This window comes from Microbacterium sp. Z6_144, from assembly GCF_057197625.1.
Genome location: NZ_JBXVPT010000001.1, coordinates 1,229,687 through 1,250,882, shown reverse-complemented (window position 1 = coordinate 1,250,882; position 21,196 = coordinate 1,229,687). Strand labels below are relative to the sequence as shown.

Sequence of the window (21,196 nt, the reverse complement as noted above, 5' to 3'; positions counted from 1 at the left end):
AGCCTATCGACGCGGGCGTAATGATCGGCCGTTCCGGCACCCGCGCGGCACGAAGGAATCCCGTTTCTTTCCCCTCAGGAAGATGCGCCGGTCCTCCGTCGTGGCGGGGGTACTCCGTGGTGGGGAAAGCCCTTCGGTAGGCTGGCCGGGAACCCCCACTCCACGATCGAGGAGCAGTCATGCCCGTCGCCACGCCCGACCAGTACGCCGATATGCTCGACCGCGCCAAGGCCGGCGGCTTCGCGTACCCCGCCATCAATGTCTCCAGCTCGCAGACCATCAACGCGGTGCTGCAGGGTCTCACCGAGGCCGGTTCGGACGGCATCCTTCAGGTCACCACGGGAGGCGCCGACTACTTCGCCGGGCACACCGTCAAGGGCCGCGCGACCGGCGCCCTCGCTTTCGCGCGCTACGTCACCGAGGTCGCCAAGAACTACCCGATCACGGTCGCCCTGCACACCGACCACTGCCCCAAGGACGCTCTGCCCGGCTTCGTCCTGCCGCTGATCGAGGCCTCCGAGGAGGAAGTGAAGGCCGGGCGCAACCCGATCTTCCAGTCGCACATGTGGGATGGCTCCGCGGTGCCGCTGGACGAGAACATCCAGATCGCCCAGGAGCTCCTCCCCCGCCTGCACAACATCAACGCGATCCTCGAGGTCGAGATCGGTGTCGTCGGCGGCGAGGAGGACGGCGTCCAGCACGAGGGGTCGAACGAGGCGCTGTACACGACGGTCGCCGACGTCACGAAGGCGGTGGAGGCCCTCGGCCTCGGCGAGAAGGGCCGCTACATCTCGGCGCTGACCTTCGGCAACGTGCACGGCGTGTACAAGCCCGGCAACGTCAAGCTCCGCCCCGAGCTTCTCGGCGAGATCCAGGAGGGCATCGCCTCGCGCTTCGGCACCGGCCCCAAGCCCCTCGACCTCGTCTTCCATGGCGGCAGCGGCTCCACCGACGAGGAGATCGCGCTGGCCGTCCGCAACGGAGTGGTCAAGATGAACATCGACACCGACACGCAGTACGCGTTCACGCGCGCGATCGCGGGGTACATGTTCAGCAACTACGAGGGCGTCCTCAAGGTCGACGGCGAGGTCGGCAACAAGAAGCAGTACGACCCCCGCGCGTGGGGCAAGGTCGCCGAGTCGGCGATGGCGGCGCGGGTCGTCGCGGCCACGCAGCAGCTCGGCTCGCACGGCAGGTCGCTCGGCGCCTGAGCACGAGCTCTTCTCGGATGCCCCGGCCGATGGTCGGGGCATCCGTCGTTCACGCCGGCGCGCGGAAGTCGTCGAGGAGCCCGGGCGCGCCCTCCGGCACCGTCAGCACCTCGATCTCGTCGCCGGCGCGGATGCTGCCCACCCGGCGCACGCGCAGGTACGGACCCAGCCGGCGCTCGGCCGCGAACCGGCGCACCCAGCCGCGCTCGTCAGAACCTCCCACCCACCGTGCGAACGTGGCGCACGGCGTGCGGGGCATCGTCACCACCACCTCGACCGTGTCGCCGATGCGCCACGCCTCCCCGATGCGCGCGGCATTGACGTCGAGCCCCTCGACGCGAAGGTTCTCGCCGAACCATCCCGGCGGCAGTTCTCGTCCCAGCTCGCGCTCCCAGAATTCGGCGTCCTCCTGCGCGTAGGCGTACAGCGCCTTGTCCACTCCGCCGTGGTGCTTGCGGCTGGCCTGCACGTCGCCGCGGAGGCCGTACTGACCCACGCGCACCGCTCCGGGGACCGGGCGCTTGTCGATCGCCGTGACGCCGAGGAACCCCGCGTCGGGACGAAGCTGGTGGACGGTGCAGACGGCAAGAACACGGGGCATCCCGCGATGCTACTTCTCCGCGTCGTACCGCATGATCACGTCTTCACCGTCGAGCGTGCGGATCTCCACCGCGCCGATCTCCCCGACGGGCAGGTCGGTCCCCGCACTGAGGTTCGTCGTGGAACCGGGCGACGCGCGCCATGTCGACACCGTCGTCGTGCCGCCGTCGGCGTCCACGACGGCGAGCGCATAGGGCCATCCCCCCTCCGGGGCATCCAGCACGTCGCCGCTGTAACGGCAGACGAGGTCGATGCGCGTTCCCCACGCGACGTTCGTCAGGCGCACGGAGGCCTCCAGCGGCGCTCCGACCAGGTCGGTCAACGCGTACACCTCGCCCCGCGGCTGCGTCACCGCGACGGTGACCGGCACGGCGATGGCCCCGATGATCAGGGCGCCGGCCGCCGCGAGCGTCCACAGCGTGCGCCGCCGTCGCCGCCGCCGGGCGCGCTGCATGAGGCCGTCGCGCACCCCCGGGGCCGGCTCGGCGGGCGTGGCATCCATGGCCCGCGCACGGTCGCCGGGCACGCGCGAGAGCAGCCCTGCCGTCGGGGCGAGTTCTGCCACCGCGCGGCGGCATTCGTCGCACTCCGCCAGATGGTCTTCATATGCGCGGCGGTCCGCGGGCGACAGCGCCCCCAGGACATATGCCGCGTCCCACTCCGCAAAGCGATCGTGTTCGGGATTCACCGCGTCACCCCCCTCTCCTGCAGAGCGAGCCGCAGAGCGCGCAGACCGTAGTGCAGCCGCGACTTCACGGTGCCCTCCGGGATGCCGAGTTCCTCGGCCGCCTGCGCGGTGCTGCGCCCGCCGTAGTACGCCACCACGATCACCGACCGGTGATCGGAGCTGAGCGCCGCCAGCGCGTCCTCGATGAGGAGCGCGTCGAACAGCGCGTCGGAGTCATCCGGCCCCGCGCGCTCGGGGAGTTCGGCGACCGGCGCCTCGTGCCGGCGCCGCGCGCTGCGGGCCTCGTCGATCACGAGGTTGCGCGCGACGGTCATCAGCCATGCGCGCGCCGATGCCGGATCCTCCAGGATCCGCGGGCTCCGCCACGCGCGCAACAGAGTCTCCTGGACGACGTCGTCCGCCCCGGCTCGGTCGCCGGTGAGACTCACCACGTACCGCCACACGGGCGCCGCGTGGGCGTCGTACAGGGCGCCGAGCTGCACCTCGTCGTTCCCGCGCATCGCACCTCCCCCAGATCACACGAGATGCGGGCGCCCGGGGTTCACCGAGCGGCGGAGAATCGTCCGACGAAGTCCGCGAACGCGGGGTCACCGGCCAGCGGGACGGTCAGGCACGCGGCCACCAGGAGAACCGTGACGGCACCGCCCACCAGCGGAATCCAGAACGTGACGCCGCCGCGGCGGAGCCGCCACCACGCCAGGAGCGCCGTGGCCACCCATCCCGCGATGTAGACCGTGCCCGCGATCGGACCCCACAGGTTGGCGGCCTCGAAGTTGCTGAAGGACGCGTCCACCCCCAGCAGCCCCAGGTATTCGTCGGCGAAGCCGGCGAAATCGAACAGTCGCGGAGCGGTGAAGATGACGTTGAACAGGCCGTACGCGAGAAGTCCGATGGTCACGACGCGGTCGGCCAGGCGCCATCCCGTCGCCGGCGCCGGACGCGACGCCGACCGCGGAGCATGCGCCGTCGAGACGCGACGCGCGTCGGGGGGCGACTCCGGCTCCGGACGCACACCCGCCTGGAGAGCGTCGGTGACCTCGGGCTGCGCGATGCGCGCGCGCTGCTCCTCGGGCGAGGCATACTCCCCGTACTGCGGGCGCGGCCGCTGACCGCCGTCGCTCACGCGCGTCCCCGCCCGCCGAGCGCACGGGCGTCGCGACGGCCGGACGGGTCCGAGCGCAGCTCCTTGGGGAGCGAGAACATCAGATCCTCCTCCGCGGTGCGCACCTCTTCGACGTCCCGGTAGCCGGCACCGGCCAGCTCTGCCAGCACCTCGTCGACGAGCACTTCTGGGACGGATGCTCCGCTGGTGACGCCGACCGTCTCGACCCCGTCGAGCCACTCCTGCTGCACCTCGTCGACGTAGTCCACGCGGTAGGCCGCCTTCGCGCCGTGCTCGAGGGCCACCTCGACCAGACGGACGCTGTTGGAGGAGTTGGCCGAACCGACCACGATCACCAGATCGGCGCCCGTGGCCACCTTCTTGATCGCCACCTGACGGTTCTGCGTGGCGTAGCAGATGTCATCGGAGGGCGGGTCCTGCAGCTGCGGGAAGCGGATACGGAGCCGTCGAACGGTCTCCATCGTCTCGTCGACGGAGAGGGTGGTCTGCGAGAGCCAGACGACCTTCGACGGATCACGCACCTCGACGGTGTCGGCCTCATCCGGCGAGTTGACGATGGTGACGTGGTCGGGCGCCTCCCCCGCCGTCCCCTCGACCTCTTCGTGGCCGAGGTGGCCGATGAGGAGGATCTCGTGGTCGTCGCGGGCGAACCGCACCGCCTCGCGGTGCACCTTGGTGACCAGTGGGCAGGTCGCATCGATCGCCTGCAGCCCCCGGTCGGCCGCTGCCGCCACGACGGCGGGCGACACCCCGTGAGCGCTGAAGACGACGTGGGCACCCGGCGGCACCTCATCCACCTCGTCGACGAAGACGGCACCCTTGGCCTCGAGTTCGCTGACCACGTGGACGTTATGGACGATCTGCTTACGTACGTACACCGGCGACCCGAACCGCTCCAGCGCCTTCTCCACGGCGATCACCGCGCGATCCACACCCGCGCAGTATCCACGGGGAGCCGCCAACAGGACCTTCTTGCGTCCGTCGACCGGGATATCCTGGAGCCGCCCACGACGCCCCGGAATCCGGGGGACGGGCAGCGAAACGACGGGAGTGCTCACCCTTCGAGTGTACGAGGGCGCCCCTGTACGACGGCCGATATCCGGCCGATCGGTGATGCATCTGCGAGAACCCATGACCACGTTCCACCCCGAGGCCGTTCCCGGGCAGCCACCCCCGGCCGATTCGGTGCCCCCGCGCGACTCGACGATGCACGCGCCCACCTCGGTGGCGCGGCTCAACGACACCATCCGCGGCTTCGTCGATCGCTGGGGCTCGGTGTGGGTCGAGGGCGAGGTCACGAGCTGGAACGTCCGCGGCGGCAACATCTTCGGGCGGCTGAAAGACCTCACCACCGACGCGACGATCTCCTTCCGCGTGTGGTCCAGCACCGCGCAGCGGCTGCCGAAGGACTTCGCCACCGGCGATCACGTGATCGCGTGCGTCAAGGCCGACTACTTCCCCCGCACGGGGGACTTCAGCTTCGCCGTCTCCGCGATGCGTCACGTGGGCCTGGGCGATCAGCTCGAGAAGCTGGAGCAGTTGCGCACCACGCTCCGCGCGGAGGGACTGTTCGACCCCGCGCGCAAGAAGCGCCTGCCGTTCCTCCCCCGGCTCATCGGCCTCATCACCGGAGAGAACTCCGACGCGGAGAAGGATGTGCACCGGAACGCCGAGTTGCGCTGGCCGCACGTGCGGATCCGCACCAAGCATGCCGCCGTGCAGGGCGACCGGTGCGTTCCGGAGACGATCGCCGCGCTCAAGGCGCTCGACGCCGACCCGGAGGTCGATGTCATCGTCATCGCACGCGGCGGCGGCGACCCGCAGACCCTCCTGGGATTCAGCGACGAGAGGCTCCTGCGCGCCGTGGCCGCGGCATCCACTCCGGTCGTGAGCGCGATCGGCCACGAGAACGACCACCCGCTGCTGGACGATGTCGCCGATCTGCGCGCCTCGACACCCACCGACGCGGCCAAGCGCATCGTCCCCGACGTGAGCGAGCAGCGCGCGCACGTCGCCCAGCTGCGTGCGCGGCTGAGCAGCCGGCTCTCGCAGCGCGTCACCCACGACATCGCACAGCTGGAGCAGCTGCGCTCGCGCCCGGTGCTGCGCACCCCCGATGCCCTCCTCACCGGACGGGCGCAGGAGATCTGGATGCTGGGAAACCGCGGCCGCGACATCCTGGACCGCCTCGTGTCCACGCACGACCGCCGCACCACCGAGCTGCGCGCGTCGTTGCGCGCCCTCTCCCCGTTGGCGACCCTGTCGCGCGGGTATGCCATCGCCCACATCGCCGACGGGGTGATCGTGCGCGACGCCGGGCAGGCGCCGGCTGGGACCGAGGTGCTCGTCACCGTGGCTCGCGGCTCGATCGCCACCCGGTCCGAAGGCGAGGTGGCCGAGTCGGCCGCGGCGGCCGCTGGGAAGGAGCCCAACTAAGATGGCAGGTATGACCGCGTCGCACTCCGGCACCGCCGATGTCGCGACTCTGTCGTTCGAACAGGCGCGTGACGAGCTCGTGCGCGTCGTCGCCGAACTGGAACAGGGCGCGCCCACGCTCGAGGAGTCACTGGCGCTGTGGGAGCGCGGCGAAGCACTCGCCGCCCGGTGCGAGGAGTGGCTGCTGGGCGCCAAGCGCCGCCTGGACGCCGCCCGCTCGGACGCCGCGGAGTCGTGATGGCACGCGTCGTGGCCGAGCTCGGGCGTCCCGAGACCCCGGATGAGACCGCCGCCCGCAAGGCGGCGTCGTCCCAGGCGTACCGGTCCAGCAAGACCTTCCGCAATCTGCTGACCGCTCTCGTGGTGATCCTCGTCGTGGTCGCCGTGGTGGTGTTCGGCGTGCCGCGCGGCGAACCGGCCGAGCGACCGCCGATCGACGTGGCCGCCGAGGCCGCCGCGCTCAGCGACAACCTCCAGCGTCTCGTGCTCATCCCCGAGGTGCCCGAGGGCTGGCGGGTGAACGGCGCGTCGCTCGAGAGCGGCGCCGTCGACGCGTGGACCGTCGTCTACGCCCCCGACGACACCGCCGGGTTCCTCCGCGTGGCGCAGGGGTTCGACGCGGACGAGGCATGGCCGGCGGAGATCCTCGCCGGGAGCCGCCCCGACGGCAGCGTGAGGATCGACGGCATCGTGTGGGACGAGTACACCGTCTCTGACCCCTCTCGCGCGGCCAACGTCTCGTACGCCCTGGCCACAGACGCCGGACCCGACCTCGTCATGGTCTACGGCTCGGCCTCCCGCGATGCCGCGGCCACGGTCGCCGAGGCCCTCGCGCCGAAGATCCTCGACCTGCGAGCGACCTCGTGAGCGCCCACCCCACCCCCCGAGCCGTGTGGGACGAGATGAGGCAAGGCAACGCCCGCTTCGTCTCCGGCGAGCCGCGCCATCCTCGTCAGGACGTCGAACGCCGTCACGAGCTCGCCGGCGGACAGCGCCCCCGCGCGGCCCTGTTCGGATGCTCCGACTCCCGCCTTGCCGCCGAGATCATCTTCGACGAAGGGCTCGGCGACCTGTTCGTCGTGCGCAACGCCGGTCAGATCATCTCCGACTCGGTGGTGGGGAGCCTCGAATACGCCGTCGCGGTGCTCGAGGTGCCGCTGATCGTGGTGCTCGCGCACGACGCCTGCGGCGCCGTGGGTGCCGCGATCGAGAGCGTCCAGCCCGATGCCCCCCTTCTTCCGCCGCTGATCTGGCGCCAGATCGCCTCGATCGTGCCTGCGGTGCGACGCGTGCAGCGCGCCGACCCCACCGCCACCCCCGACACCATCGACCCCGAGCAGGTCGGACGCGTGCACCTGCGAGACACCGTCACGCAGCTGCTGCACGCCTCCGAGCTGATCAGCGAGGCGGTCGCCGAGGGGCGACTGGCCGTCGTGGGCGCCAACTATCGGCTTGCGGAGGGGACCGCCGCCCCCGTCGTGATCCTGGGTGACGCGGGCGACCCGCTGCCCTGACATCCACCACCATCGGCAACAGGAGGACGACGACGTGACCGACACCGAGTACCGCATCGAGCACGACACCATGGGTGAGGTGCGGGTGCCGAAGGACGCCCTGTACGCGGCGCAGACCCAGCGTGCAGTGGAGAACTTCCCCATCTCCGGCGATGCCCTCGACCCGGCGCAGATCGTCGCCCTGGCACGCATCAAGAAGGCGGCGGCCCTCGCCAACAAGGAGCTCGGCACCCTCGACGGCGGCATCGCCGACGCCATCGCCCGCTCGGCCGACCGCATCATCGCCCGCGAGTTCGCCGACCAGTTCCCCATCGACGTGTACCAGACCGGCAGCGGCACGTCCTCGAACATGAACATGAACGAGGTGCTCGCCACTCTCGCCACCGGCGACCTGGGCTCCCCCGTCCACCCCAACGACCACGTCAACGCCTCGCAGTCGTCCAACGACGTCTTCCCCACCTCGGTCCACATCGCCGCGACCCAGGCGCTCATCGACGACCTCATCCCGTCCCTCGACCACCTCGCCGTGGCTTTCGAGGAGAAGGCGGACGCGTGGAAGGACGTCGTCAAGTCCGGCCGCACGCACCTGATGGATGCCACGCCGGTCACGCTCGGCCAGGAGTTCGGCGGGTACGCGCGCCAGATGCGGCTGGGCATCGAGCGGGTGCAGTCCGTGATCCCCCGCGTGGCGGAGGTGCCGCTGGGCGGTACCGCTGTCGGCACCGGGATCAACACGCCGGTCGGGTTTCCCCAGAAGGTCATCGAGCTCATCGTCTCCGAGACCGAACTGCCGATCACCGAGGCGGAAGACCACTTCGAAGCCCAGGCGAACCGCGACGGCCTGGTCGAAGCATCCGGAGCACTCCGCACCATCGCGGTGTCTCTCACCAAGATCAACAACGACCTGCGGTGGATGGGATCCGGTCCCAACACGGGCCTGGGTGAACTCCACATCCCCGATCTGCAGCCCGGATCCTCGATCATGCCGGGCAAGGTCAACCCGGTCGTTCCCGAAGCCACGCTCATGGTGTGCGCGCGGGTCATCGGCAACGACGCCACGATCGGCTGGGCCGGCGCGTCGGGCGCGTTCGAGCTGAACGTCGCGATCCCCGTCATGGGCACCGCGCTCCTGGAATCCATCCGTCTGCTGTCCAACGCGATGCGGGTGCTCGCCGACAAGACGATCGCGGGCCTGGAGGCCAACGTCGAGCGCGCGGCCGCGTACGCGGGCATGTCGCCCTCGATCGTGACACCGCTGAACAAGCTCATCGGCTACGAGGCGGCGGCCAAGATCGCGAAGCACTCGGTCGCACGGGGGATCACCGTCCGCGAGTCCGTGATCGACCTCGGCTACGTCGAACGCGGGGAGCTCACCGAGGCCCAGCTGGACGAGAAGCTCGACCTGCTCTCGATGACGCACCCCGGCTGACGCGCTCTCACGTCATAATCGAAGCGTGAGCCGCACGCCGAGGATGGCCTCGGCGCGCGCGCGGATCCTGGGGGCAGTCCTCGCCGTCGCGTGCGCCGGGCTCGTCGTGGTGGGCGGAATCACGTTCGTGGTGCTGCGGAGCCAGGTGATACAGAACGCCGACGCGCAGCTGCAGGGCTTCGCCACGGCGCTCGCGGCCGAGGAGATGACCGACCGCGAGTCCGTGCTCACGGCCGTTCGCAACCTCGTGCCCGCCCGCACCGACGGCACGATCGCCGTGGCCGATGGCACGGTGCTCGCCTCCGCGTCCACGTCGGCCGGACTCGACCTCGCCGACGACGAGGACTTCGTCCGCGCGGTGAGTGCGCAGGCTCCGGCCGATGCCACGTTCGACACCGTGCAGAGCGACCTGGGGCTGCTCCGCTACGTGGCCGTCCCCGAGGGTGACGTCGTGGTCGCCCACGCCGTTCTGCTGGACGCGCGCATGCAGCTGGTGGCCACCGGCATCCTCACCTACATGCTTGCCGGGATCGGGATGCTGATGGCCATGGCCATCGTCGGCTGGTTCGTGATCGGCCGGCTCTTCTCGCCGCTGCGGGACCTCCGGGCGACGGCGGATGCGGTGACCATCGACGACTTCGGCACACGGCTGCCCGCCGAGGGGAACGACGAGATCTCCGACCTGACTCGCACGGTCAATTCGATGCTCGATCGCATCGAAGGGTCCGTCGACGTGCAGCGGCAACTCCTGGACGACGTACGCCACGAACTGAAGACGCCGATCACCATCGTCCGCGGACACCTGGAGACGATGGACGTCCGCGACCCGGTCGACGTCGCCACCACGCGCGACATCGGCATCTCGGAACTCGACCGCATGACACGTCTCGTGGACGACATCGATCTGCTGGCCGCCGTCGAGGACGGGGCGTTGACGATGAGCGTGGTCGACGTCGACGCGCTCACCGCCCACGTGGGAGAACTCGTGACCGGGATCCCGGGGCACCAGTGGCGCGTCGAGACCCGCGGGTACGGTCGCGTGGAGGGCGATTACGACCGGCTCCTGCAGGCCTGGCTGCAGCTGGCCGACAACGCGGCCAAGTACACGCCCGAGGGGACGCTGATCGAGATCGGGAGCGCCGTGGACGACGACGGCGCGCGCCTGTGGGTGCGCGATCACGGACCCGGGATCCCGCCGGCGTCGCGTCACCGCATCTTCCGTCGCTTCCACCGTGCGGAGGGGCGGCGGACGGTCGGCGGATCGGGACTGGGGCTCGCGATCGTGGACGCGATCGTGAAGGCGCACGACGGGCACTGCTCCGTCACCGACACCGCGGGCGGCGGCGCCACCTTCACCGTCCACATCCCGCCCGGACGCGGACGCGCGCCGGCGGATCTCCCGGCTCCCGTGCGCGCCGGCGACGTCGTTCAGCAGCGGGAGGCCTCCGGATGACGCTCATCCTCATCGCCGAAGACGAAGGCCGCATCTCGGCGTTCGTGAGCCGAGGACTCGAATCCGCCGGCTACCTCACCGCCGTCGTCGAAGACGGCGCGGAAGCCCTCGAGGTGGCGCTGTCGGGCGAGGCGGATCTGATGCTGCTGGACATCGGGCTGCCGTCGATGGACGGCTTCGAGGTGCTCCGCCACCTCCGCGGCCAGGGCTCCACCCTTCCGGTCATCATGCTCACCGCCCGCTCCAGCACGCGCGACACGGTGGACGGGCTGGATGCCGGCGCCAACGACTACATCGCGAAACCGTTCAAGTTCGACGAGCTCCTCGCGCGGGTGCGCTCACGGCTTCGCGAGACCGTCCAGACCAGCACGATCGCCGTGGTGCACGGGGACGTCAGCCTCGACGTGCTGGCGCGGCGAGCGACCGTCGCGGGGCGCGAGGTCGATCTCAGCGCGCGGGAGTTCGCCCTTGCCGAGCAGTTCCTCCGCCATCCCGGCCAGGTGCTCAGCCGCGAGCAGCTTCTGAGCCGGGTGTGGGGGCTGGACTTCGACCCCGGTTCCAACGTGGTCGACGTGTACGTGCGCTATCTCCGCGGCAAGTTCGGGCACGAGCGGATCAGCACCGTGCGCGGAGCGGGCTACCGCTGGGAGTGAGATCCCACGAGAGAGCCCCCGGCGCTGGGGGACGCCGGGGGCTGGAATGCCCGGAGTTTGGGGGAAAGTCCGGACGTGTTTCTCGTGGGTGTCCGCCTGGGGGGCGGACCGGGGTTCCCTCGCGATGACTACATCATCCGTCAGGTTCGTGAGAACGGGTGGAACCGCACGTGAGACTGCTCTCATGTGCGGTTCCCCCGGCTCACGAGAGCTCGCCGGCCTCCAGGAGGTCGGTCACCAGCGCGGCGATCGCGGAACGCTCCGACCGTGTGAGAGTCACGTGGCCGAAGAGTCCGTGGCCTTTGAGGGTCTCGATGACCGAGGCGATGCCGTCGTGCCGCCCCACCCGGAGGTTGTCCCGCTGACCCACGTCGTGGGTGAGCACGACACGCGAATTCTGTCCGATCCGGCTGAGCACGGTGAGAAGGACGTTCCGTTCGAGTGACTGCGCCTCATCCACGATCACGAATGCGTCGTGCAACGACCGCCCACGGATGTGGGTGAGGGGAAGAACCTCGAGGAGCCCCCGGGCGAGAACCTCCTCCAGGACGTTCGGCGAAACGACCGAGCCGAGCGTGTCGAAGACCGCCTGACCCCAGGGGTTCATCTTCTCGGCGGCGTCCCCGGGCAGGTAGCCGAGCTCCTGACCGCCCACGGCGAACAGCGGGCGGAAGACGATGATCTTGCGCTGCTGCTGGCGCTCCAGCACCGCCTCCAGTCCTGCGCAGAGCGCGATCGCCGACTTGCCCGTGCCCGCGCGGCCCCCGAGCGACACGATGCCCACGTCGGGGTCGAGCAGCAGGTCGATCGCGATCCTCTGCTCGGCCGAACGGCCGTGCAGACCGAACACGTCGCGGTCGCCGCGCACGAGCTTGTACGCGCCCTCCCCGGTGACCCGCCCGAGCGCCGATCCGCGCTCGGAGTGGATGATGAGCCCGGTGTTCACCGGCAGCCCCACCACGGCGGGGCTGGAAGCCACCTCCGACTCGTACAGGTCGCTCATCTCGTCGCCCCCCACGTCGAGGTCGGCGATACCGGTCCATCCGGAGTCCACCGCCTGCTCGGCGAGGTACTCCTCCGCATGCAGCCCGAGGGAGGCGGCCTTGACGCGCATCGGCATGTCCTTGGACACCACCGTGACCTCGGTGCCGCCCTGGGCGAGGTGCATCGCGACGGCCAGGATGCGGGTGTCGTTGTCGCCGAGCCGCATGCCGGAGGGGAGCACCGCGGGATCGGTGTTGTTGAGCTCCACCCGGAGCGTCCCGTCGGCGCCGACGGGCACGGGGAAGTCGAGTCGGCCGTGCTCGATGCGCAGCCCGTCGAGGTGGCGCAGGGCCTGCCGGGCGAAGTAGCCCAGTTCGGGGTCGTGGCGCTTGGCCTCGAGTTCGGTGATCACCACGACGGGGATCACGACGGAGTGCTCGGCGAAGCGGAAGAACGCGCGCGGATCGCTCAGCAGGACCGAGGTGTCCAGGACATACGTGCGGAGCTCCTGCTCCGTCGACAGGTCGCCACCGGCGACGTTGTCTTCGGAGACGGAGTCCTCGGAGACGGAGTCCTCGGCGATCGAGCGACGTGGCTTCAGTGATGCTCGTGCGGTCACAACCCACTCCCGACCCGGGTGCTGCACCCGGCAGTCTCGAGTCGACCAGTGGTTGCGAGTCGCGATCCTGAAGGCCGACCCGACCGGGCTCCTTGCCCGATGCGATCACCGTACGACCGGCGGCGGAACCGCCCCGTCTCCGACACACCTGCAGATGTGTCGGGGAGGTGAATTCGGCGTTTCAGCCGCCGTAGCGGCGGTCGCGATCGGCGTAGTCGCGGATGGCACGCAGGAAATCGACCTCGCGCAGATCCGGGCCGAGTGCCTCGACGAAGTAGAACTCGCTGTGCGCGCTCTGCCACAGCAGGAAATCGCTCAGGCGCTGCTCCCCGGAGGTGCGGATCACGAGGTCGGGGTCGGCCTGCCCGCCGGTGTACAGGTGCTCCCCGATCTGCTCGGGGGTGAGGCTCGCCGCGAGCTCCTCCAGCGAGCCGCCCTCCCGATCGTGCTGGGCGATGATGCTGCGCACCGCATCGACGATCTCGCCTCGCCCGCCGTAGCCGACGGCCAGGTTCACATGCAGGCCGGTGTGCTCGCGTGTGCGCTCCTGCGCATCGGCGAGCACGCGGGCAAGCTCCGGCGGCAGGATCTCGGCGCGTCCGACGTGCTGCACACGCCAGTTGCGCTCGTGGGAGAGCTCCTCGGCGAGTTCGGCGATGATCTCGATGAGGTCGGCCAGCTCCCGGGAGTCCCGCTTGTTCACGTTGTCGGTGGAGAGCAGGTACAGCGAGACCACCTGGATGCCGAGGTCATCGCACCAGCGGAGGAACTCGCGCATCTTCGCCGCGCCGGCACGGTGGCCGTGCGCAGCGGTCTCGTACCCCAGCTGGCGTGCCCAGCGACGGTTGCCGTCGATCATCATCGCGACGTGATGCGGAACGGTCTCCGGCTGCAGACGCCGGCGGAGGCGGCTGATGTAGAGCCGATAGAGCGGCCCTCTGCCCTGGTTGCTGCGGCCGCCGGTCACGCGCTCTACGCTACCGCGCGCACCTGAACGTGCCGGTACGGGCATGCACCGACCCGTAGGCTTCGGGTGTGAGCCATCGCACGCCTTCCGCCGCCGAGGATTCCGACGGCGCGCACCTTCCGGAGCTGCCGCTGATCGAAGCCGGCGCGGTGGGCGCGCAGAGCGAGATCAAGCCGACCTGGCGTGGCTGGATCCACGCGGCGACCTTCCCGATCGCCGTCGTCGCGGGCATCGTGCTGATCGCTCTGGCCCAGGGCGCCCCGGCGAAGTGGGCCTCGGCGGTGTTCATGGTCACCTCGATGATGCTGTTCGGCAGTTCGGCCCTGTACCACCGGTTCGACTGGAAGCCGAGGACGCGGGCGATCCTCAAGCGGATCGACCATGCGAACATCCTGCTGCTCATCGCCGGCACGTATACGCCGCTGGCCGTGCTCGCGCTCCCCACCGACAAGGCGATCATCCTGCTCGGGGTCGTGTGGGGCGGGGCGATCCTGGGCATCTTCTTCCGGATCTTCTGGCTCAACGCCCCGCGCTGGCTGTACGTCGCCCTGTATCTCGCGCTCGGCTGGGCCGCCGTGATGTACCTGTTCGACCTCTTCGCGGCCAACGCCGCCATGATGACCCTGGTGCTGGTCGGCGGGCTGCTCTACACGGGAGGCGCGATCGTGTACGCGCTGAAGCGCCCGGACCCGTGGCCCGGACACTTCGGCTTCCACGAGATCTTCCACGTGTGCACGGTGCTGGCGTTCCTGTGCCACTGGACGGCGAGCCTGCTCATCGCGCTGCATCCCGCCTATCACGCCGGCTGACGGTCACCGCCGGGTGGGGTCTTCCCGCGGATCGATGTCCTGATCGTCGACGGTGCTCGCCTCCGAGGCGGCACGGGCCTGTTCCTCGGCGTCCAGTTCGGCGGCGACCTCCTCGCGGTAGCGCCCGCGTCGGATGCGGCGGAGCATGTCGAGGATGAGCAGCACCACCGCCAGCGTCAGCAGGGCGATCACCAGGAATCCCATGGGTCCGGGGGTCACCAGCTCGGCCGGCGGCGCCGACGGCGTCGGCGACGGTGTGGCCGCGGCGGCGATGATCGCGTCGTACATGGGTCCTCGTTCCGCGCCGGAGCGCATAGCCTGGAGTGACCAGCCTAGAACGCGCCGGAGAACGATGACCACGCAACACATGCTCGACGAGCGATATGGCGTGCGGCGATCCCGGCGGCGCCGGATCGTCGGCTGGGTGGTGGTCGGCGTGCTCGCCTCGGCGCTGGTGATCTGGCTCGGCGGGACGACGGTGGCGCGCACGCTGGCTTCCGCCGACGTGACCGGGACCGCCTACGACGTGGTGGACGAGCGCACCGTCACCGTGACGTTCCAGGTCTCCGCGCCCCCCGGTTCGGCCGTGGCTTGCGCCCTGGAGGCCCAGGACGAGGAGCACGGGATCGTCGGCTGGCGCATCGTGGAGTACCCGGCGACCGAGGAACGCGGCCGCGCCTTCACCGAGACGATCCCAACCGTGGCGCTGGCCACGACGGGTTTGGTGAACAGCTGCTGGGTCACGTAGTCTATGGGCACCATGACGCCCCGGCTGACGCCGGGGCGTTTCCATATCCCCGGGCCCGCAGACGCCGGCCCACTCGAGGCGAAGGAGAGCGACGTGTCCAGCGACGCACCTGAGACGTTCCTCACCCAGGAGGCCTACGATCGGCTCGTCAACGAGCTCGAGCGCCTCTCCACCACCGGCCGGGAGGAGATCGCCAAGCGCATCGAATCCGCGCGAGAAGAGGGCGACCTCAAGGAGAACGGCGGCTATCACGCCGCCAAGGACGAGCAGGGCAAGCAGGAGGCGCGCATCCGCACGCTCCAGCACCTGCTGAAGAACGCGAAGGTCGGCACGGCTCCCGAGAGCACCGGCATCGTGGAGCCCGGCACCATCGTGACCGCCCTCGTCGCCGGCGGCGAGGAGCGCTTCCTCCTCGGCAACCGCGAGATCGCCGTCGACTCCGAGCTCGACGTCTACAGCGAGGCATCTCCTCTGGGCGCGGCGATCATCGGTCTGCGCGAGGGTGACAAGGGCGCGTACACGGCGCCGAACGGGCGCGAGATCCCCGTCGAGGTCGTGAAGGTCGAGACCTACTCGGGCCAGTGACGCTCAGTCGGCGACGATCGTCGGCAGGAAGCCGGCAGCTTCCAGGGTCGCCATCACGACAGCCTGGTGCTCGGCACCCCGCGTCTCGACGCTCAGTTGCAGGATCACCTCGCTGATCTGCAGGCCCTGGCCGTGCCGGGTGTGCAGCACCTCGATGACGTTGGCTCCGGCCTCCGCCAGGAGTTCTGACACGCGGGCGAGCTGACCGGGCCGGTCGGGAAGCGGGATGCGGAGAGTCATGTACCGCCCGGATGCCGCGAGCCCGTGCGCGACGACGCGCTGCAGGAGCAGCGGGTCGATGTTTCCTCCGGAGAGGATGGTGACGGTCGGTCCTGCCGCGGGCACCTTTCCGGCGAGGATCGCGGCGACTCCGACCGCTCCCGCAGGTTCCACGACCTGCTTCGCCCGCTCCAGCAGCACGAGGAGCGCCCGGGCGATGTCGTCCTCCGTCACGGTGACGACATCGTCGACGTACTCCTGGATGAGCGCGAAGGGGAGGTCGCCCGGGCGCGCCACGGCGATGCCGTCGGCGATCGTCGGCCGGGTGTCCACCTCCAGGGGCCGCCCCGCCTTCAGAGACGACGGGTACGCGGCCGAGTTCGCCGCCTGCACACCGACCACCCGGATCGTCCGACCCGCGGCTGCGGCGCGCATCTTCGCCGCGGCGGCGACGCCGGCTGCCAGCCCTCCCCCGCCGATCCCCACGACCACGGTGCCCAGGTCCGGCATCCCGTCGATCAGCTCGAGGCCGAGCGTGCCCTGCCCGAGCACGATATCGGGGTGGTCGAAGGGGTGGATGAGCACCGCGCCGGTGCGCTGCGCGTACTCGGCCGCCAGCCGGAGCGGAGTCTCCACGGTCGCGCCCTCGAGGATGACCTCGGCCCCGTAGCCCCGCGTGGCCAGGAGTTTGGGAACGGGCACGCCCAGCGGCATGAAGATCGTCGCGCGGATCCCCAGCTGCTGTGCCGCGAGGGCGACGCCCTGCGCGTGGTTGCCGGCCGACGCCGCGACGACGCCGCGGGCGCGCTCCTCGGCGGTGAGCCGCGAGAGGCGGTAGGTCGCCCCGCGGATTTTGAAGGAGCCGGTGCGCTGCAGGTTCTCCAGCTTCAGGTGCACCGGGACGCCCAGCACTTCGCTGAGGTGCTGGGATTCGTCCTGGGGCGTGCGGACGATGATCCCCTGGAGGGCGTTCGCGGCGTCTTCGAAGCCGGCGAGGGTGGGCAGGGCCATCGACGCGGACGTGGATGCGGACGTGGTCATGCGGTGCTCCCCCGGCGCCTGGGGACCGTGCGCCACATCAGGTCGGCCGCCGGCGGAGGCGCTCCCGAGTCCCAGGCGCGTCTGCTGAGGTACACGGCCACGACGTTCACGAATGCCGCCAGCGGGACGGCGAACAGGGCCCCCGGGATGCCGCCCACCATGGCTCCCCCGGCGACGACCATCACGACGGCCAGGGGGTGCACCTTCACGGCAGACCCCATGAGGAGCGGCTGAAGCACGTGGCTCTCGAGCTGCTGGACTCCCAGCACGACCACCAGCATCCAGAAGGCGATCCACGGGCCGTTGTAGACGAGCGCGATGAAGATCGCCACGGCGCCGGTGACCACGGCGCCCACGAACGGCACGAAGGCGCCGAGGAAGACCAGCACGCCGATCGGGATGGCCAGGGGGACGCCGAGGAAGAAGGCGCCCAGCCCGATGCCGACGGCATCGATGGTGGCCACCAGCAGCTGCGTGCGGGCGTAGGTGACCACGGTGGTCCACCCCGCGCGGCCGGCTCCGTCCACGGCGGGACGGGCGGCGCGGGGGAACAACCGCGTGGTCCATCGCCAGATCCCGCCGCCGTCGGCGAGGATGCACAACAGGATGAAGAGCGTCAGGAGCAACCCCGTGACCACGTGGCCCACGGTGCTGCCGATCGCCAGTGCCCCCGACAGCAGCAGCTCGGCCTGCTCCTGGGCGAAGCCGACGGCCTGGTCCAGAGCGTCGTCGATCTGCTGCGGCGTGAGGTCCATCGGCCCGTCGATGAGGTATTGCCGCAGCTGGGCGACCGCGTCCACGGTGCGATCGCGCACCTCACCCCATTCGCGGGTGATCTGCCACACCGCCAGCCACATCAGCCCGGTCACGATCGAGAGCGTCCCGATCACCGAGATGACGATCGCCAGCCACCGCGGCCACCGATGGCGGAGCATCCACGACATAGCCGGCGACAGGAGCGCGGAGACGAGGATGGCGATGAGCAGCGGGATGACCAGGAGCTTCAGCTGGATGACGAGCCAGATCGCCACCGCAGCGGCCGCGGCCAGCACCAGAAGCCGCCAGGCGTAGGCCGTCGCGACCTGGAGCGCGCGGGGAACCGTGGTCTCGTTCACCTCGGTCACCTCGGACACCTCGGGGGGCGTCGGCGGCCGGCGTCGCAGCGCATCGAAGAAGGAGCCGCGCTCTTCGGGTCCGGGGCCGCTCATTCCGCCAGTCTAGGCGCCGCTCCGCTGGGTCGCTGTCGGCGCCCGGAACTAGGCTGAGGCGGGTGAGGACGACGCTGAGCGCAGCCGAAGCGCGGCGCGTGGCGCTCGCGGCGCAGGGCTTCTCGCGCCGCCCGGACGAGCAACCGGGCACACGCCGCCTCTCCGCCGCGGTCCGCCGGATGGCGACGTTGCAGATCGACTCCGTCAACGTGTTCGCGCGTTCGCACTACATGCCGCTGTTCTCCCGCCTGGGGCCGTACGACACCGAGGCGCTGGACCGGCTGCTGTTCTCCCGCCGCGCCCCGTACGTGGAGTACTGGGCGCACGTGGCATCCTTCATCCCCGCCGAGGACTGGTCGCTGTTCACCTTCCGGATGCAGGCACTGCGCGAGAAGTACGCGGCGCCGGGCTCGTGGGTGGCCGCACATCCCGACACCATCGCGTGGGTTAGGGCGGAGCTGGCCGCCCGCGGACCGCTCCGCCCGGCGCAGATCGAGGGAGACCTTGACCGAGATTCCCGCGGCCCCTGGTGGGACTGGGGCCAGGTCAAGCAGGCGCTGGAGTATCTGTGGCTGTTCGGCGAGGTCGCGATCGCCGGGCGTCGAGGGTTCGAGCGCCGCTACGCGCTGGCCGAGCAGGTCATCCCCGCCGACGTCCTGGCGACCCCGGTGCCCCGCGCCGATGCCATCCGCGAGCTGGTGCGCCGCGCGGCACGCGCGTACGGCGTGGCGACGGCCTCCGACCTCGCCGACTATTGGCGCATCCGCGACCGACCGGCGGTGCTCACGGCCGTGCGCGACCTCGTCGACGGCGGAGAACTCGTCCCCGTCAGCGTCGAAGGGTGGACCGCGGGCGGGCGTCCGGCGCCGGCGTGGATGCATCGTGACGCGGTGCTGCCCCGACGGGTGGATGCGGCGGCGGTGCTGACGCCGTTCGACCCGGTGGTGTGGTTCCGCGATCGTGCCGAGCGCGTGTTCGACTTCGCGTACCGCATCGAGATCTACACGCCCGCGCCGCGTCGGCAGTACGGGTACTACTCGCTCCCCGTGCTCGTCGGAGACGACATCGTGGGGCGAGTGGACCTGAAGGCGGATCGCGCGACGAGCACGCTCCTCGTGCAGTCGGCGTGGTGGGAACCGGGCAGGCCCGCGGATGCGGCGGAGCGCGTGGCTCGGGAGCTGGAGAGCGCCGCGCGGTGGCAGGGCCTGGAGCGCGTGTCGGTCTCGCGCTGGGGTGATGCCGTGGACGACCTCGCCGCCGTCCTTCCCTCCGCGGTGCGGCACGATCGGGGCGCGAGCGAGCCGGTGGCCCTCGCACCGGAGGAGCCGGCGTGAAGCGGCGCACGGCGATTCTGATGGGGGCCGGCGCGGCGCTGGCCCTCATCGTCGGCGGAATCGCGACCTGGGCGGCGACCCGCCCCGCCGGCGCCGCCGAGGCCGCCGACGCGTACCTGAGCGCGCTAGCCGCCGGTGACACGGATGCGGTGACCGAGCTGATCGGCGCAACCGAGGACGAGCGGCGTCTCGCCGACGCCTTCTCCGCCGCCTCCTCCTACCTCGAGGACCCGCGCGTGAGCGACATTGCCGAGAGCGGACCGGCCGCCGACGTGCGCGCGACCGCCGCCTTCGACGGCGTCGAGCGCGACGTGTCCTTCGCCATGGAGCGAAGGGACGGCCGCTGGCACGTCACGGGCGACTCCCTCGCGATGGTGGAGATCACCACGACCGTCGGCGACGCCGTGCAGGTGGGGGACGCGGTGATCCCGACCGGGCCTGCCGCCCTCCTCCCCGCGATCTACGAGTTCACCGCTTCTCCGCGCCGCCTCGTGACCGGATCGGCCACGGTTGCCGTCTCCACCGACGAGCCCGCCGATGTCCATGTCGAGGCATCCCTCACGCCCGACGCGACGGCGCTCGCGCAGGAGCAGCTCGACGCCTACGCCCGGGAGTGCGCCGCGGGAGGCACCGACGTGCCCGGCTCGTGCGGTCTGCGCATCCCCTGGGCTGCCGACCTCGCCTCGGCATCGGCCTTCGCGTTCCGGATCGAGCGGTTCCCCGCGCTGTCCGTCTCCCCCGACGCACGCTCTTTCGAGGCCACCGGCGGCATCGTCGTCGCCACGGTGACCGGCACGGACCGCAGCGGAGCGCCCGCGTCGTTCACCTACCGCGACGACGCCTGGGCCCTCCGCGGTGAGGTGCGCGTGAGCGGGGACGAGATCGTCCTCGGCGTGCGCTGATCAGAGCGGGCCCGCCGGCCCTTCCCGGAGTCGCGTCAGAACTGCACGCGGGGCGGCTCGGCGATCGCCGCGCCGTCGACCACTTCGAAGAACTCGCGCTCGGTGAAACCGAGGTTGCGCGCGAAGAGGTTGTTGGGGAACACCTGGATCTTGGTGTTCAGCTCGCGGACGCCGCCGTTGTAGAACCGGCGCGAGGCCTGGATCTTGTCTTCGGTGTCGACGACCGACTGCTGCAACTGCAGGAAGTTCTGGCTGGCCTGCAGCTGGGGGTACGCCTCGGCGACCGCGAAGATCGATTTGAGGGCCTGCTGCATGTGCCCCTCGGCGATCCCGGCCTCGGCCGGGCCTCCCGCCGACAGGGTCTCGGCCCGCGCACGCGTGACGTTCTCGAACACCGCCTTCTCATGCGCTGCGTATCCCTTGACCGTCTCGATGAGGTTGGGGAGCAGATCGGCTCGGCGTTTGAGCTGAACGGTGATGTCGCTCCACGCCTCGTCGACGCGGACATTCAACTGCACGAGCGAGTTGTACGTCGCCCACAGGTAGATGCCGGCGATGACGACGATCGCGACCACGATCAGGACAGGGATGAGCCATTCCCACATGTCCAAGTCTCCGTTCGATGAGTGCCCCTCATCCTAATGGGACCGCGCCCCCTCTTCCTGCGCGAGTT

24 protein-coding genes are annotated in these 21,196 nt (G+C 70.5%); 13 read left to right on the top strand and 11 right to left on the bottom strand.

The window, feature by feature from the left end:
- The first annotated feature begins 179 nt into the window (after positions 1-179).
- Positions 180-1,211: a class II fructose-bisphosphate aldolase gene (fbaA, locus tag AC2DGY_RS06100; protein ID WP_484508806.1), complete on the top strand. Its 1,032-nt coding sequence runs from the start codon at positions 180-182 to the stop codon at positions 1,209-1,211.
- A 49-nt stretch (positions 1,212-1,260) separates the two neighbouring features.
- Here fbaA and AC2DGY_RS06095 read toward each other — a convergent pair whose 3' ends face one another.
- From AC2DGY_RS06095 to AC2DGY_RS06075, 5 genes are read right to left on the bottom strand one after another with little or no spacing between them, the layout of a single operon-like run.
- Entirely contained in the window at positions 1,261-1,812 is a 552-nt protein-coding gene (locus AC2DGY_RS06095; protein ID WP_484508805.1) for an MOSC domain-containing protein, read from the bottom strand.
- A gap of 9 nt (positions 1,813-1,821) precedes the next feature.
- On the bottom strand, positions 1,822-2,499 hold the full coding sequence (locus tag AC2DGY_RS06090) for a zf-HC2 domain-containing protein (protein WP_484508804.1): 678 nt from the start codon (positions 2,497-2,499) through the stop codon (positions 1,822-1,824).
- The gene (locus AC2DGY_RS06085; protein WP_484508803.1) at positions 2,496-2,999 is read right to left on the bottom strand and encodes a sigma-70 family RNA polymerase sigma factor; all 504 of its coding nucleotides are present in this window, start codon (positions 2,997-2,999) and stop codon (positions 2,496-2,498) included. Before AC2DGY_RS06085 ends, AC2DGY_RS06090 begins: the two co-directional genes overlap by 4 nt.
- A gap of 41 nt (positions 3,000-3,040) precedes the next feature.
- Positions 3,041-3,622 (bottom strand): DUF6264 family protein, encoded by a 582-nt coding sequence (locus tag AC2DGY_RS06080; protein WP_484508802.1) that lies wholly within the window; start codon positions 3,620-3,622, stop codon positions 3,041-3,043.
- Complete coding sequence (locus AC2DGY_RS06075) at positions 3,619-4,680, bottom strand: 4-hydroxy-3-methylbut-2-enyl diphosphate reductase (protein WP_484508801.1); 1,062 nt, start codon at positions 4,678-4,680, stop codon at positions 3,619-3,621. Before AC2DGY_RS06075 ends, AC2DGY_RS06080 begins: the two co-directional genes overlap by 4 nt.
- A 73-nt stretch (positions 4,681-4,753) precedes the next feature.
- Here AC2DGY_RS06075 and xseA point away from each other — a divergent pair, with 73 nt between their 5' ends.
- The 7 genes from xseA to AC2DGY_RS06040 are packed head-to-tail and all read left to right on the top strand — an operon-like array spanning position 4,754 to position 11,107.
- Positions 4,754-6,058 carry an exodeoxyribonuclease VII large subunit gene (xseA, locus tag AC2DGY_RS06070; RefSeq protein ID WP_484508800.1) on the top strand — a complete coding sequence of 435 codons (1,305 nt, stop codon included), beginning with the start codon at positions 4,754-4,756 and terminating at the stop codon, positions 6,056-6,058.
- Between the two features lie 10 nt (positions 6,059-6,068).
- Positions 6,069-6,296 (top strand): exodeoxyribonuclease VII small subunit, encoded by a 228-nt coding sequence (locus tag AC2DGY_RS06065; RefSeq protein ID WP_484508799.1) that lies wholly within the window; start codon positions 6,069-6,071, stop codon positions 6,294-6,296.
- The gene (locus AC2DGY_RS06060) at positions 6,296-6,925 is read left to right on the top strand and encodes a DUF4245 family protein (protein ID WP_484508798.1); all 630 of its coding nucleotides are present in this window, start codon (positions 6,296-6,298) and stop codon (positions 6,923-6,925) included. Before AC2DGY_RS06065 ends, AC2DGY_RS06060 begins: the two co-directional genes overlap by 1 nt.
- A 35-nt stretch (positions 6,926-6,960) precedes the next feature.
- Entirely contained in the window at positions 6,961-7,572 is a 612-nt protein-coding gene (locus AC2DGY_RS06055) for a carbonic anhydrase (protein ID WP_484509981.1), read from the top strand.
- 34 nt (positions 7,573-7,606) lie between these two features.
- Positions 7,607-9,001: a class II fumarate hydratase gene (locus AC2DGY_RS06050; RefSeq protein WP_484508797.1), complete on the top strand. Its 1,395-nt coding sequence runs from the start codon at positions 7,607-7,609 to the stop codon at positions 8,999-9,001.
- A gap of 25 nt (positions 9,002-9,026) precedes the next feature.
- Positions 9,027-10,454: a sensor histidine kinase gene (locus tag AC2DGY_RS06045; protein ID WP_484508796.1), complete on the top strand. Its 1,428-nt coding sequence runs from the start codon at positions 9,027-9,029 to the stop codon at positions 10,452-10,454.
- Positions 10,451-11,107: a response regulator transcription factor gene (locus tag AC2DGY_RS06040; RefSeq protein ID WP_484508795.1), complete on the top strand. Its 657-nt coding sequence runs from the start codon at positions 10,451-10,453 to the stop codon at positions 11,105-11,107. Before AC2DGY_RS06045 ends, AC2DGY_RS06040 begins: the two co-directional genes overlap by 4 nt.
- A 202-nt stretch (positions 11,108-11,309) precedes the next feature.
- On the opposite strand, the gene phoH2 is transcribed toward AC2DGY_RS06040, so the two are convergent.
- Both phoH2 and AC2DGY_RS06030 read right to left on the bottom strand, forming a co-directional pair.
- Positions 11,310-12,614 carry an RNA 5'-3' helicase PhoH2 gene (gene phoH2 / locus AC2DGY_RS06035; protein WP_484509980.1) on the bottom strand — a complete coding sequence of 435 codons (1,305 nt, stop codon included), beginning with the start codon at positions 12,612-12,614 and terminating at the stop codon, positions 11,310-11,312.
- Between the two features lie 277 nt (positions 12,615-12,891).
- Positions 12,892-13,677, bottom strand: coding sequence for an isoprenyl transferase (locus AC2DGY_RS06030; protein ID WP_484508794.1), 786 nt, complete (start codon positions 13,675-13,677; stop codon positions 12,892-12,894).
- A gap of 68 nt (positions 13,678-13,745) precedes the next feature.
- Here AC2DGY_RS06030 and trhA point away from each other — a divergent pair, with 68 nt between their 5' ends.
- Positions 13,746-14,486, top strand: a complete 741-nt coding sequence (gene trhA / locus AC2DGY_RS06025) for a PAQR family membrane homeostasis protein TrhA (protein WP_484508793.1) — start codon at positions 13,746-13,748, stop codon at positions 14,484-14,486.
- Positions 14,487-14,489: 3 nt separating this feature from the next.
- On the opposite strand, the gene AC2DGY_RS06020 is transcribed toward trhA, so the two are convergent.
- A complete protein-coding gene (locus AC2DGY_RS06020; protein ID WP_484508792.1) occupies positions 14,490-14,774 on the bottom strand; it encodes a hypothetical protein in 285 nt (94 codons plus the stop codon).
- 64 nt (positions 14,775-14,838) lie between these two features.
- Here AC2DGY_RS06020 and AC2DGY_RS06015 point away from each other — a divergent pair, with 64 nt between their 5' ends.
- Together AC2DGY_RS06015 and greA are read left to right on the top strand one after the other, a co-directional pair.
- Positions 14,839-15,234 carry a DUF4307 domain-containing protein gene (locus AC2DGY_RS06015; RefSeq protein WP_484508791.1) on the top strand — a complete coding sequence of 132 codons (396 nt, stop codon included), beginning with the start codon at positions 14,839-14,841 and terminating at the stop codon, positions 15,232-15,234.
- Between the two features lie 93 nt (positions 15,235-15,327).
- Positions 15,328-15,819 (top strand): transcription elongation factor GreA, encoded by a 492-nt coding sequence (gene greA / locus AC2DGY_RS06010; protein WP_484508790.1) that lies wholly within the window; start codon positions 15,328-15,330, stop codon positions 15,817-15,819.
- Between the two features lie 3 nt (positions 15,820-15,822).
- Here the strand turns inward: greA and ilvA are convergent, their stop codons facing one another.
- Together ilvA and AC2DGY_RS06000 are read right to left on the bottom strand one after the other, a co-directional pair.
- Complete coding sequence (ilvA, locus tag AC2DGY_RS06005) at positions 15,823-17,079, bottom strand: threonine ammonia-lyase (protein WP_484508789.1); 1,257 nt, start codon at positions 17,077-17,079, stop codon at positions 15,823-15,825.
- Entirely contained in the window at positions 17,076-18,287 is a 1,212-nt protein-coding gene (locus tag AC2DGY_RS06000; RefSeq protein ID WP_484508788.1) for an AI-2E family transporter, read from the bottom strand. The genes ilvA and AC2DGY_RS06000 overlap by 4 nt, the downstream gene beginning before the upstream one ends.
- A 62-nt stretch (positions 18,288-18,349) precedes the next feature.
- On the opposite strand from AC2DGY_RS06000, the gene AC2DGY_RS05995 reads away from it, so the two are divergent.
- Together AC2DGY_RS05995 and AC2DGY_RS05990 are read left to right on the top strand one after the other, a co-directional pair.
- Complete coding sequence (locus AC2DGY_RS05995) at positions 18,350-19,621, top strand: winged helix-turn-helix domain-containing protein (RefSeq protein WP_484508787.1); 1,272 nt, start codon at positions 18,350-18,352, stop codon at positions 19,619-19,621.
- On the top strand, positions 19,618-20,523 hold the full coding sequence (locus tag AC2DGY_RS05990) for a hypothetical protein (protein ID WP_484508786.1): 906 nt from the start codon (positions 19,618-19,620) through the stop codon (positions 20,521-20,523). The genes AC2DGY_RS05995 and AC2DGY_RS05990 overlap by 4 nt, the downstream gene beginning before the upstream one ends.
- A 35-nt stretch (positions 20,524-20,558) precedes the next feature.
- On the opposite strand, the gene AC2DGY_RS05985 is transcribed toward AC2DGY_RS05990, so the two are convergent.
- Positions 20,559-21,128 (bottom strand): LemA family protein, encoded by a 570-nt coding sequence (locus AC2DGY_RS05985; RefSeq protein ID WP_484508785.1) that lies wholly within the window; start codon positions 21,126-21,128, stop codon positions 20,559-20,561.
- Positions 21,129-21,196: the final 68 nt, after the last annotated feature.